The organism is Pseudomonas sp. Eth.TT006, assembly GCF_054456575.1.
In genome coordinates, this window is sequence record NZ_JBTJEN010000027.1 from 1 (window position 1) to 12,542 (window position 12,542).

Below are 12,542 nucleotides of genomic sequence, written 5' to 3' on the forward strand. Positions count from 1 at the left end.
GCAGCTCCTACAGGGGAACGGGTGTGGCTTGGCGGATTATTGCGCCCGCGGTAATGCACTCTTGATTGATCCAGGTTTGTACCTGCCCCCGGCGAAGGCATAAGCTTCGCCCCCTACGACTTTCGTCTCATCGCCGTTTTCAGGAAGTACCATGTCCAGCCAGTTCCCCGAAGCACGTCCCCGCCGTCTGCGCCGCAATGCGAGCCTGCGCAGTCTGTTCCAGGAAACCGAGTTCAGCCTGAATGATCTGGTGCTGCCGATTTTCGTCGAGGAAGAAATCGACGACTTCGTGCCGATCAAGAGCATGCCCGGGGTGATGCGCATTCCCGAGCGCAAGCTGGCCGGCGAAATCGAGCGCTATGCCCGCGCCGGCATCAAGTCGGTGATGACCTTCGGCGTGTCCCATCACCTGGACGCCAACGGCAGCGACACCTGGCGCGAAAACGGCCTGGTTTCGCGCATGTCGCGCATCGCCAAGGACGCAGTGCCGGAAATGATCGTGATGTCCGACACCTGCTTCTGCGAATACACCGATCACGGCCATTGCGGCGTGATGCACAACCACGAAGTCGACAACGACCAGACGTTGATCAACCTCGGTAAACAGGCGGTGGCGGCGGCCCGTGCCGGCGCCGACGTGATCGCGCCGTCGGCGGCGATGGACGGCCAGGTGCGGGCGATCCGCCGGGCGCTGGATGACGCTGGCTTTACGCAGATTCCGATCATGGCCTACTCGACCAAATTCGCCTCGGCGCTTTATGGCCCGTTCCGCGAAGCCGGTGGCAGTGCGCTGAAGGGCGATCGCAAAAGCTATCAGATGAACCCGATGAACCGCCGCGAAGCCCTGCGCGAATCGCTGCTCGACGAGCAGGAAGGGGCTGATGCGTTGATGGTCAAACCGGCCGGTGCCTACCTCGACATCATCCGCGACATCCGCCAGGCCTCGAACCTGCCGCTGGCGGCGTATCAGGTCAGCGGCGAGTACGCGATGATCAAGTTCGGCGCCCAGGCCGGTGCGATTGACGAAGACCGCGTGGTGCGCGAAAGCCTGGGTGCGATCAAGCGTGCGGGTGCGGACTTGATCTTCACTTACTTTGCGATGGATCTGGCCCGGGCCGGGATCTGATTCAATCACTGAGACCCTGTGGGAGCTGGCTTGCCAGCGATAGCGTTGGCACAGTCAACATGGATTTCGACTGTGCCGCCGTCATCGCTGGCAAGCCAGCTCCCACAGGTTTTTTGGTGTACCTGAAAAATCAGGGGCAGTTGAAGTAGGGTCTGATCCCACGCTCACGAAAATACCGCTCGATCACCTTCGGATCAGCGCTGTTGTCAGCAATCGCCACATAGGTGTCCGGGCGCAACAGATAAAAGCCGTTACGCCCCAGCCCCGCCGTTTCAAACGCCGGGCGCCAGTCGAACACGTGCAGCGGCAAGTGATGTTCATTGCACCAGGCGATCATCTCGTCGCTGGTGTCGCCGTACACATGCACCTGCCAGCACGGCTGGCGCAACGGCTGGTAATTATCGCCTTCGCCATCATGCGCCCACGGCAAGCGGTCGCCACCGTGCACGTGGCCGGCGGTGCCCTGGCTCAGCGGCATGCCGCGATAGTTGAGGGTGACTTGCGAGACAGTGCGAAACAGGAACTCGCGGCTGGCCTCGAACGTAGCCATTTTCGGGATCAGAAACGGTGCCAGACGCGTGCGCAGCAAGTCGGCGATGCGTCCCTCGGCGGTGACGAAGCTGAACACCTTGTCGGTGGTTGAAACCAGCCGCCGGGCGAAGGCGATGCGCTCGGTTTCGTAGCTGTCGAGCAGGCCCGGTTCGGCGCCGCCGCTGAGCACCGCCGCCAGTTTCCACGCCAGATTGATCGCATCGCCAATCCCGGTGTTCATGCCCTGACCGCCGGCGGGGCTGTGCACGTGCGCCGCGTCGCCGAGCAGAAACGCCCGGCCGCTGCGAAAGTGTTCGGCCACGCGGTGATGCACTCGATAAGTCGAGAACCAATGGACATCTTCGATGTGCACCTTCAGGTGCTCGATGGCCCGGCTGCTGACATCGGAAAACTCCAGGGTCTCGGCGCGATCCGCACGTTCGTCGCGCACCGTGCCGATCAGCCGTGCACGGCCTTCGCCGGCCAGCGGGAACACCGCGAGGAAATCCGCTTCGTCCAGATCCAGATGCAACTCGCCGTTCATCGCCGGGCCGCTGGCCTTGACGTCGGCCACGTAGAAAATCTGCTGATAAGTGCCGCCGGGGAAGCCGGTATCGAGGGTTTTGCGCACCACTGAACGGGCGCCGTCACAGCCGGCCAGATAACAGGCCTGGCAGATTTCCTGCGATCCGTCGGGCAGGCGCAGATGCGCGGTGAGGCCGTCGGCGGTTTCGGCGAAATGCTCCAGTTCAGTGTTGCGCTCGACGGTCACGCCATAGTCTTCGAGACGTTCGAGCAGCAGCCGTTCGTGTTGGTCCTGGGGGAAGATTTCGATGAACGAGTAGGGCGTCAGGCCTTCGCCGATGCGCTGCAGCGGCAACTGCGCGACCGCTTTGCCCTTGACCCAGAAATTTGCCGCCGCCACCTTGTGGCCGTTGCGCACCACGCTGTCGGCGAGGTCCAGCTGGCGGTACAACTCCAGCGTCCGCGCCTGCATCGCCAGCGCCCGCGAGGTGGTGCCGGGGGCCGAAGTCTTGTCGAGAATGCGCACGCGCACGCCGAGCTTGCTCAGCCACAGGGCCAGCACCAGACCGGTCGGGCCGGCGCCGATGATCAGTACGTCGCTGCGCTGCATGGGCCTGTCCTCCGTTGGCTGTGCAACAAGTATGGATCAGAAGGAGCGGGTAGCCAGTTCTGGCCGCTTCGCGAGCAAGCTCGCTCCCACAGGGGATTTGTATTTCACACAGATCCAATGTGGGAGCGAGTTTGCTCGCGAAGCGGCCTTATCAAACGCCGCAAAACCGGAAAAGGCCCCGTAGCCATCAAAAACTGCGGAGCCTTTCTCTTACCGGTGAGCTTAGAAGTCGATCGTCCCCGACAACTTCGCTACCCGTGGCTCACCCTGAGTCAGGTAGCCGCCTTGTGCCGATTCCCAGTATTTCTTGTTGGCCAGGTTCTCGACGCCAAGGCGCAACGTCACGTCTTTCTGCGAGACCTTGAAGGCATAGCGCGCGCCCGCGTCGAAGCGGTTCCAGGTCGGCAGGCTGAGGTTGTTGGCCGCATCGGCGTACTGGCCGCCGGTGCGCAGCATCCGCGCATTCAGCGCCACGCCTTGCAGACCCGGTACGTCCCAGTCGGCGCCGGCGTTGAACTGGAAGCTCGGCACGCCGATGGCACGGTTGCCGTCATTGGCGCCGTTCTGGGTGTTGCGCAGTTCGGTGTCCATCAGGGTCAGGCCGCTGATCAGGCGCAAACCGTTGAGCGGCTCGCCGAACACGTTCATTTCCACGCCTTTGTTGATCTGCTCGCCTTCACGCACGTAGGTGCAGGTGGTGGCGCTGTTGATTTGGCAGTAACCGTCGCTCGGCTGCTCGATGCGATAGACCCCCAGGCTCGCGCCGTAAGTGCCCATGTCGACTTTGACTCCGGCTTCGGTCTGTTTGGAGCGGGCCGGTGCGTAGACTTCGTTGCCGTTGGTCACTTTGAAGCCGCCGGTGCTGGTCGGCGAGGTCGGGCCTTGCGCCAGGCCTTCGATGTGATTGGCGTAGAACGACACATGCTCCCACGGTTTGAACACGATGCCGTAAACCGGCGTGGTGATCGATTCGTCGTAGCTCGACTTGCGGCTGCCGCTGCCGTAACTGGCGTAGTTGTAGCCTTGCACCACCAGTTGCTGACGACGCAGGCCGGCGGTGATCAGCAGGCGGTCATCGAAGAAACCGAGGGTGTCGGAGAGCGCGAGGCTGCGGTTGAAGGTCTTGCCGACAATGCCCGGATCGCTGACGTCGCCGCCGGAAAAGTTGCCGACCGGCGACGGGGTTTGCACCGGGTGATAGAGGTTGTTGGTGTATTTCGTCAGGTCGAAATCGTAGGCGCTGCGCTGTTCGGCCCATAGCCCGGTCAGACCGAAGTTGAGTTTGTGGCTGACGGTGCCGGTGTTGAATTTGCCGTTCAGGCCGGCCATCAGGCTGGTGTTGTCTTCATCGTGCGGGATGAACGAGCCAGTGGTGAACGAAGCACCACTGTTGCCCGCCAGAGTGGTGGAGTTGTAACGCCCGACTTCGCGGGTGTGCTTGGCGCCGCCGGCGACGTAGGCGGTCCAGTTGTCGTTCAGGTCATATTCGGCGCGGAGCATGCCGAAGGTGTCTTCGATGTCGGTGTAGCCCCACTTCGGCGCGTAGTTGGTGTCGGCTGACGGCGCATCCGGAATGTGCGTGGCGGTGCCGAGGTTGACCGAGTTGCGGCCACCGTTGACGCGTTCTTTCTGGTAGGCGAAGTCAGCGGACAGGCGCAGTGCATCGCCACGGTAGTCGAGGCCGGTGGCGAACAGTTTCGAGCGCTGGTTCTCGTGATCGATGCCGGTGTCGCCTTCGCGCTGGGACAGGTTGATCCGCGCGCCGAAGCGGTTGTCTTCGCCGAAGCGCTGGCCAATGTCGAAGTGCTGACCAACGCGGCCTTCGCTGTTGATGTCGGTGGTGTAGCGGCGCAGCGGCTCGTCGCCGGCGCGCTTGGGCTGCAGATTGACGCCACCGCCAATCCCGGAACCCGTCGGGGTCACTCCGTTGATGAAGGCGTTCGGGCCTTTGAACACTTCCACGCGCTCCAGGGCATCGCTGGAAATGATCTGCCGTGGCAGCACGCCGTACAGGCCGTTATAGGAAATGTCATCGCCGTTGAGCGGCAGGCCGCGGATCATGAACACCTGCGCCTGGTTGCCGTAGCCCGAAGCCTGACGCACCGAGGCGTCATTGAGCAGGACGTCGGCAACGTTTTCCGCTTGCTGATCCTGAATCAGCTGTTCGGTGTACGACGCCGCGCTGAACGGCACATCCATCATATCTTGGTTGCCCAACACGCCGAGCTGGCCGCCACGGGCCACCTGACCGCCGGAATAGACCGGGGGCAGGGCGCCTGGTGTCGGTGCCTGGGCGTTGATGTTGACGTCGTCCAGCACCAGCGCCTGGTTATCGCCTTCGGCGGCGTGAGCGGTGACAGTCAGGGAACACAGCAGGGCGAGAAACGTCGGGCGAAACGGGACGGCGAGTCGAGCTGAAGCGGGCATGTCGATACCTGAAGGCGCACGGCCGGTGAGAAAATTAGAACGGCGCGGGGAACTCCTTGCGCAAATACGACTCCAGGCGCAAATGATAGGAGTTCGCAGTAACGCTTTGCAATCAGTTTGTCATCAACCCGGAAAACCCGTTCACCTGTAGGAGCTGCCGCAGGCTGCGATCTTTTGACTTTGTTTTTAAAAGACAAGCTCTAAAGATCGCAGCCTGCGGCAGCTCCTACAGGGATTGTGTATGGTGGTTCTGGCTTATTGGATTGGATGAAGCAACATGCGATTAATCATGACCCTCGCCACACTGCTGGTGCTCGCCGGTTGCGCGGGGCAGCGCAGTCAGGAACCGGCACCGCGTGCGCCGGCCGAAGTGAAGGCGCAAATCGTGCGGTTGATGCCGGCCAAAGTGCCCGACCGCCAGGGCTGGGCCACCGACATCTACGCCGCGTTCGCCGCGCAGGGCATCAGCCCGAGCACGCAAAACCTGTGCTCGGTGCTGGCCGTGGCCGAACAGGAGTCGACGTTTCAGGTTGACCCGACAGTGCCGGGCCTGGGCAAAATCGCCCGCGACGAAATCGACCGCCGCGCCGGCAAGGCGCACATCCCCGGGATGCTGGTCAGCGCCGCGCTGGCCGTGCGTTCGCCCACCGGCAAGAGCTACAGCGAACGCCTGAACGCTGCGCGCAGCGAAAAGGAGTTGAGCGCGATCTTCGACGACTTCATCGGCATGGTACCGATGGGCCGCACCCTGTTCGGCGGCTTCAACCCGGTGCACACCGCCGGACCGATGCAGGTCAGCATCGAATTCGCCGAGCAGCACGCCAAGGCGTATCCGTACCCGGTCAGCGGCACCCTCCGCCACGAAGTGTTCACCCGTCGTGGCGGCATGTACTTCGGCATCGCCCATTTGCTCGGTTACCCGGTGACTTACCGCGAGCCGCTGTACCGCTTTGCCGACTTCAACGCCGGTTGGTACGCCAGCCGCAACGCGGCGTTTCAGAACGCGGTCAGCCGGGCCTCAGGGATTCCGCTGGCGCTGGATGGCGACCTGATTCGCTACGACTCGATCCTGCCCGGCAGCACCGAACTGGCGGTGCGCACCCTCGGCAAATCGCTGGGCATGCGCAACCCGACCATTCGCGATCAACTGGAGAAGGGCAAGACCCTGGAGTTCGAGGACACCAAGCTCTACCAGCGCGTGTTTGAACTGGCCGAGCAGGCCGAAGGCAAGACCTTGCCCCGCGCGGTGTTGCCGGGCATCGTCCTGCAGAGCCCGAAAATCACCCGCAAACTGACCACCGCGTGGTTCGCCAAACGCGTGGACGAACGCTACAAACGCTGCATGGCCAAGGCCGGCTGACCCCACCAATCGCTGTAGGAGCTGCCGCAGGCTGCGATCTTTTGACTTTGATTTTTAAAAAAAAAGATCAAAAGATCGCAGCCTTCGGCAGCTCCTACACGGGAAATGTCACAGCACTTTGACCGCACGGCCGATCGCCTGAATCGGTCCGGTCGGTTTGCCGATTGGTGAGCCGCTGGCGCCCTCGAGGGTGAGTTCGAACAGCTGATTGGCTTGCAGCGGCGGCAGTTTGTCCAGCGGCACTTTCAGCGCCTGCCCCGGTTTGACCAGCCCCAGCGACACCGGCCCTTGCCAGCCATCCGCCTTGGTCCAGAATTCCAGCGCCTTGTCCGCCGGCACTTCGACCACGCCCAGCGGGATCAACTGAATCTCGCGGGAATTACTCGCCTGAATCACCCAGCCTGGCGACTTGTCCTGCGGGGCGACCAGTACCACCAGATAGCTCGGTTTCGGCGCGGTCTGGGTCAACAGCACCGCGCCAAGAATCAGCGTCGCGGCCAGCCCGGCGGCGCTCAGGCCGCGCCACAATGGCAGCAGGTTCCACCACGAGGTGCGCACCGGAGCAGCAGCTTTACGCGAGAGTCGTTCGACACTGCGTTCGATGCGCGGCCACAAGTGTGGCGACGGCTGTTGTGTTCCGGCCAAATCCGTCAGGTCCAGCAGACGCCGCTCCCAGGCATCCACCGCCGCTTGCAGTTCGGGCTCGTTGCGCAAGCGCTGTTGCACCGCTGCACGTTCCGCCGCCGACAGGGTGCCGAGCACGTATTCACTGGCCAGTTCATCCCGTTGCTGCGCCGATTCAGTGGTCATCCCATGCACTCCCGCAACGCGTTGAGACTGCGTTTGATCCAGGCTTTGACGGTGCCCAATGGCGTGTCGAGGCGCGCGGCAATTTGCGCGTGGCTGTAGCCGTCGACGTAGGCGTGAAGGATGCAGTGGCGGCGCTCGGGTTCGAGTTGTTCCAGGCAACGGTGGATGCGCGCGGAATGCGCTGCCGCATCGAAGCCGTCATCGTCGGCCACTGACTCATGATCATCGTGGAGCGGCGTTTCTCGGCCATGGTTGCGCAGCAGATTCAACGCCAGGTGCCGGGTCACGCTGAACATCCAGCCGCGTGCCGAGCCGCGCGCCGGGTCGAATTGCGCCGCACCGGCCCAGATCTTGATGAACGCCTCATGGACGATATCCTCCGCCAGCGCCGTGTCGCGCACCAGCCGCTTGGCCACGCCGAGCAGACGCGGGCTTTCCTGCACGTACAAATCGCGCAGGGCCTGACGCTCGCCGCGGGCACAGGCGGCGAGGCGGGCTGCGTAATCGAATTCGGGTTCGGCTTCGGGCAAGGACATGTCGTGCAATCTAGCTCACATTCTCCAAAACAACACATAACCCTGTGGGAGCGGGCTTGCTCGCGAAGGCGGAGTGTCAGTCAACACAGTCTTCTCTGACCGGCCGCCTTCGCGAGCAAGCCCGCTCCCACAGGGTTTATCAGGGGTGCCAGAAGTCAGTTCACCGCCCAGAAAATGTAATCGGCCTGATACTTCACCACTTCCTGCTTGCCCTTGTTCGCCATGGTGCATTCACTGCCCGGTGCCACGCCGCCCTTGAGCGCGACGCGCTGGATATAACTCACCCCGCTCATGGCGCCCTTGCCCTCGGCGGGATTGGCTTTGACCAGTTGATAGGGCAGGTTGCCCGGGCTCGACGGGGCGACGGCCAACTGCGTGCCGGTGACTTTCGAGCCGTCCTTGGCCTGCCAGGTGGCGGGCGGGCCGAAGTAGGTGCCGACCTGCTTGCCGCTGCGATCATTGAGCACCGCTTTCGGGCCGACGAACGTCCACTCGGTCTGCCCGGCCGCGTTGGGCTTGTCGCGGCACTCGTAGGTGATCTCACCGACCCCGGTGGTTTCCAGCGCGATCTTGTGGCCGTCCGGCACTTTGATCGCGTCGGGATAGCTGCTTTGGGCGAAGGTCGTCGAGGACAGCGCGAGCAAACCGGTGAGGCCAATCAGTTGAGTGATGTTCATCAGTGTTATCTCCGAAAAGGGTAGACCGCTGACAGCCGAAGAGGGCTGTTACAGGGACTACCCGCGGCGGAGGCGTTTGGATGCAGTGCCCGAAAAATAAACTTCAAACCCCACAAATCTCCTGTAGGAGCTGCCGCAGGCTGCGATCTTTTGATTGATCGTTCCCACGCTCTGCGTGGGAACGCCTCAAGGGACGCTCCGCGTCCCATTTGGAAGAAGATCAAAAGATCGCAGCCTTCGGCAGCTCCTACACCAGTTCGGCGGTTTTGTGGGGGAGGGCCAGGCCGGAGGCTTTGAGCAATTCCTGAGTATAGGGGTGCTGCGGTGCGGCAAAAATTTCCCGCGCCGAACCCTGCTCAACCACTTGGCCGTCCTTGATCACCAGCAAGTCATGCGCCAGTGCATGCACCACCGCGAGGTCATGGCTGATGAACAAGTAGGTCAGGCCATGCCTGATCTGCAACTGCCGCAACAACTCCACCACTTGTTTCTGCACCGTGCGATCCAGTGCCGAGGTCGGTTCGTCGAGCAGGATCAGTGCCGGTTCCAGCACCAGTGCGCGGGCGATGGAGATGCGCTGGCGCTGGCCACCGGAGAATTCGTGGGGATAGCGATGGCGGCTGGCAGGGTCGAGGCCGACCTCCTCGAGCACGCGAATCACCGCCGCCTCACGTTCCTCGGTAGTGCCGATGCCGTGGGTCAGCAGGCCTTCGGCAATGATCTGCTGCACCGACATCCGTGGGCTGAGGCTGCCGAACGGATCCTGGAACACCACCTGAATCTGCCGCCGCAACGGCCGCATCAAGCGCTGATTGAGCAGGCTTAGTTGCTTGTTGCTGAAGCGAATTTCGCCCTCGGACTCCACTAGACGCAGGATCGCCTGACCCAGTGTCGACTTGCCCGAACCGGACTCGCCGACAATCCCCAGGGTCTTGCCGCGTTGCAGGCGGAAGCTGACCCCATCCACGGCCTTGATGTACTCCTGTGCACGACTGAACAGCGCCTTGGGCAGGGGAAACCAGACCTTCAGGTCATCCACTTCCAGCAGGTTGTGCGAGTACCGGCTCGGCACCGGCGCACCGCTCGGTTCCGCCTCGATCAGCAGGCGGCTGTAAGGATGCTGCGGGTCGCGGAACAGCGTCTCGCAATCCGCCTGCTCGACGATTTCACCGTGGCGCATCACGCACACCCGTTGCGCGATGCGCCGCACCAGATTGAGGTCGTGGCTGATCAGCAGCATCGACATGCCGAGGCGCTGTTGCAGCTCGATCAGCAGTTCGAGGATTTTCTGCTGCACGGTCACATCCAGCGCCGTGGTCGGTTCATCGGCGATTAACAGTTCCGGCTCATTGGCCAGCGCCATGGCAATCATCACCCGTTGCCGCTGCCCGCCGGACAACTGGTGCGGATAGGCCTTTAAACGCTGCTGCGGTTGGCGAATGCCCACCAGTTCGAGCAGTTCCAGGGTGCGTGCACGGGCGGCGCGGCCCTTGAGGCCCTTGTGGATTTCCAGCACTTCGCCGAGCTGTTTTTCCACCGTGTGCAGTGGGTTCAGCGAGGTCATCGGCTCCTGAAAAATCATCGCAATCCGGTTGCCGCGCAAACCGCGCAAATGCTGTTCGCTGGCCTGCAGCAGGTTCATCCCGCCGTACGTTATCGAACCGCTGCTGCTGACGGATTTCCCCGGCAGCAGACGCAAAATCGAATGTGCGGTGACCGACTTGCCCGAACCGGACTCACCAACCAGCGCCAGGCATTCGCCGCGACGGATATCCAGATTGATCCCGTGGACCACTTCCTGTCCGGCAAAGGCCACGCGCAGGTCGCGGATCTCGATCAGATTGTTGTGCATGTCAGCTCCTCGGGTCGAACGCATCACGGCAGGCTTCGCCGATAAACACCAACAACGACAGAATCAGCGCCAGGGCAAAAAACGCCGTCAGCCCCAGCCACGGCGCTTGCAGATTGCGCTTTGCCTGGCCGATCAACTCGCCCAGCGAAGCGGTGCCGGCCGGCATGCCGAAGCCGAGAAAGTCCAGCGCGGTGAGGGTGGCGATGGCGCCGGTCAGGATGAACGGCAGGTAGGTCAGGGTTGAGGTCATGGCGTTGGGCAGGATGTGCCGCAGCATCAGCGCGCTGTCGGTCAGGCCCAGGGCCCGCGCGGCTTTGACGTATTCCAGATTGCGCCCGCGCAGGAACTCGGCGCGCACCACGTCCACCAGCGCCAGCCAGGAAAACAGCGCCATGATCCCCAGTAACCACCAGAAACTCGGCGAGACAAACCCGGACAGAATGATCAGCAGATACAGCACCGGCAGCCCCGACCAGATTTCCAGCACGCGTTGCCCGAGCAGGTCGACCCAACCGCCGTAATAACCCTGCAACGCCCCGGCAACGATACCGATCAAGGCACTGATGGCGGTGAGGATCAGCGCAAACAGAATCGAAATCCGTGTGCCGAAAATCACCCGCGCCAACACGTCCCGCGCCTGATCGTCGGTGCCCAGCCAGTTGCTCGCCGAGGGCGGGCTGGGGGCTGGTTCGGCGAGGTCGTAATTGACCGTGTCGTAACTGAACGGGATCGGCGGAAACAGCATCCAGCCGCCCTGATCCTCGATCAACTTGTGCACGTAAGCGCTGGCGTAATCCGGCTGGAACGGCAGTTCGCCGCCGAAATCGGTTTCCAGGTATTCGCTGAGGATCGGGAAATAAAACGCCTGGTGGTAGCGGATCACCAACGGTTTGTCGTTGGCGATCAGTTCGCCGCCCAGGCAGATCAGGCACAGGCCGATAAACAGCCACAGCGACCGGCGCCCACGGCGGTTGGCCTTGAACTGGGCGATTCGGCGCTGACCCAGAGGAGACAGTGTAAACATCAGGCAGTCCTCGCCGAGAAGTCGATGCGCGGGTCGAGCAGGGTGTAGCAGAGGTCGCCGATCAGCTTGATCAACAGGCCGAACAGGGTGAACAGAAACAGCGCGCCGAACACCACCGGATAGTCCCGCGACACCGCCGCTTCGTAACTCATGCGTCCGAGGCCGTCGAGGTTGAAGATGGTTTCGATCAGCAGCGAGCCGGCAAAAAATACTTCGATCAGTGCCGACGGCACCCCGGCCACTACCAGCAGCATCGCGTTGCGAAACACGTGGCCGTAGAGTACGCGGCGTTCGGTCAGACCCTTGGCGCGGGCGGTGATCACGTACTGGCGGCTGATCTCGTTGAGGAAGCTGTTTTTGGTGAGGATGGTCAGCGTGGCAAACCCGCCGATCACCAGCGCCGTCACCGGCAGCACCAGGTGCCAGAGGTAGTCGCCGATCTTGCCGAGGGTGCCGAGGCTGTCGAAGTTGTCGGAGACCAGGCCTTGCACCGGAAACCAGCTGACGTAGCTGCCGCCGGCGAACACCACGATCAGCAGCATCGCAAACAGAAACGCCGGCATCGCATAGCCGATGACAATCGCCGTGCTGCTCCAGACGTCGAACGCGCTGCCGTTGCTGATCGCCTTGCGAATCCCCAGCGGGATCGAAATCAGGTAGGTGATCAGCGTTGCCCACAGCCCGAGCGACAGCGACACCGGCAGCTTCTGCACGATCAGGTCGGTGACCTTGGCGCCGCGAAAGAAACTGCTGCCCAGATCCAGTTGCGCGTAGTTTTTCAGCATCAGCCACAGGCGTTCGTGCATCGGCTTGTCGAAGCCGTAGTGGCGTTTGATTTCTTCGATCAGCGCCGGGTCCAGCCCGCGACTGCTGCGCCCGGCACCGCCGGTGGCGGCGACTTCACCGCCACCGCCCATGCTGTGCCCGCCAAAGCCTTGCAGACGGGCGATGGCTTGCTCCACCGGACCGCCCGGTGCGGCCTGCACGATGACGAAATTGACCACCAGAATGCACAGCAGCGTGGGGATGATCAGCAGCAGGCGTCTGCTCAGATAACGCAGCAT

General features: G+C 62.5%; 10 protein-coding genes. 2 read left to right on the top strand and 8 right to left on the bottom strand.

What is annotated here, in order from left to right; translation table 11 throughout:
• Positions 1-151: 151 nt before the first annotated feature.
• Positions 152-1,126 carry a porphobilinogen synthase gene (hemB, locus tag ACXR0M_RS26230; RefSeq protein ID WP_458834522.1) on the top strand — a complete coding sequence of 325 codons (975 nt, stop codon included), beginning with the start codon at positions 152-154 and terminating at the stop codon, positions 1,124-1,126.
• 130 nt (positions 1,127-1,256) lie between these two features.
• Here hemB and ACXR0M_RS26235 read toward each other — a convergent pair whose 3' ends face one another.
• Complete coding sequence (locus tag ACXR0M_RS26235) at positions 1,257-2,792, bottom strand: FAD-dependent oxidoreductase (protein ID WP_458834523.1); 1,536 nt, start codon at positions 2,790-2,792, stop codon at positions 1,257-1,259.
• A gap of 222 nt (positions 2,793-3,014) precedes the next feature.
• Positions 3,015-5,219, bottom strand: coding sequence for a TonB-dependent receptor (locus ACXR0M_RS26240; protein ID WP_458834524.1), 2,205 nt, complete (start codon positions 5,217-5,219; stop codon positions 3,015-3,017).
• 277 nt (positions 5,220-5,496) lie between these two features.
• On the opposite strand from ACXR0M_RS26240, the gene ACXR0M_RS26245 reads away from it, so the two are divergent.
• The gene (locus ACXR0M_RS26245; RefSeq protein ID WP_458834525.1) at positions 5,497-6,579 is read left to right on the top strand and encodes a DUF1615 domain-containing protein; all 1,083 of its coding nucleotides are present in this window, start codon (positions 5,497-5,499) and stop codon (positions 6,577-6,579) included.
• Positions 6,580-6,687: 108 nt separating this feature from the next.
• On the opposite strand, the gene ACXR0M_RS26250 is transcribed toward ACXR0M_RS26245, so the two are convergent.
• The 6 genes from ACXR0M_RS26250 to ACXR0M_RS26275 all read right to left on the bottom strand — a co-directional run bounded on the left by ACXR0M_RS26250 (position 6,688) and on the right by ACXR0M_RS26275 (position 12,542).
• Entirely contained in the window at positions 6,688-7,389 is a 702-nt protein-coding gene (locus ACXR0M_RS26250; RefSeq protein ID WP_458834526.1) for an anti-sigma factor, read from the bottom strand.
• The gene (locus tag ACXR0M_RS26255; RefSeq protein WP_458834527.1) at positions 7,386-7,925 is read right to left on the bottom strand and encodes a sigma-70 family RNA polymerase sigma factor; all 540 of its coding nucleotides are present in this window, start codon (positions 7,923-7,925) and stop codon (positions 7,386-7,388) included. The genes ACXR0M_RS26250 and ACXR0M_RS26255 overlap by 4 nt, the downstream gene beginning before the upstream one ends.
• Before the next feature lie 155 nt (positions 7,926-8,080).
• Positions 8,081-8,602, bottom strand: a complete 522-nt coding sequence (locus ACXR0M_RS26260) for a DUF3455 domain-containing protein (protein ID WP_458834528.1) — start codon at positions 8,600-8,602, stop codon at positions 8,081-8,083.
• A gap of 247 nt (positions 8,603-8,849) precedes the next feature.
• Positions 8,850-10,454, bottom strand: coding sequence for an ABC transporter ATP-binding protein (locus ACXR0M_RS26265; RefSeq protein ID WP_458834529.1), 1,605 nt, complete (start codon positions 10,452-10,454; stop codon positions 8,850-8,852).
• A gap of 1 nt (position 10,455) precedes the next feature.
• Positions 10,456-11,478 carry an ABC transporter permease gene (locus ACXR0M_RS26270; RefSeq protein ID WP_458834530.1) on the bottom strand — a complete coding sequence of 341 codons (1,023 nt, stop codon included), beginning with the start codon at positions 11,476-11,478 and terminating at the stop codon, positions 10,456-10,458.
• A complete protein-coding gene (locus tag ACXR0M_RS26275; RefSeq protein WP_458834531.1) occupies positions 11,478-12,542 on the bottom strand; it encodes a microcin C ABC transporter permease YejB in 1,065 nt (354 codons plus the stop codon). The genes ACXR0M_RS26270 and ACXR0M_RS26275 overlap by 1 nt, the downstream gene beginning before the upstream one ends.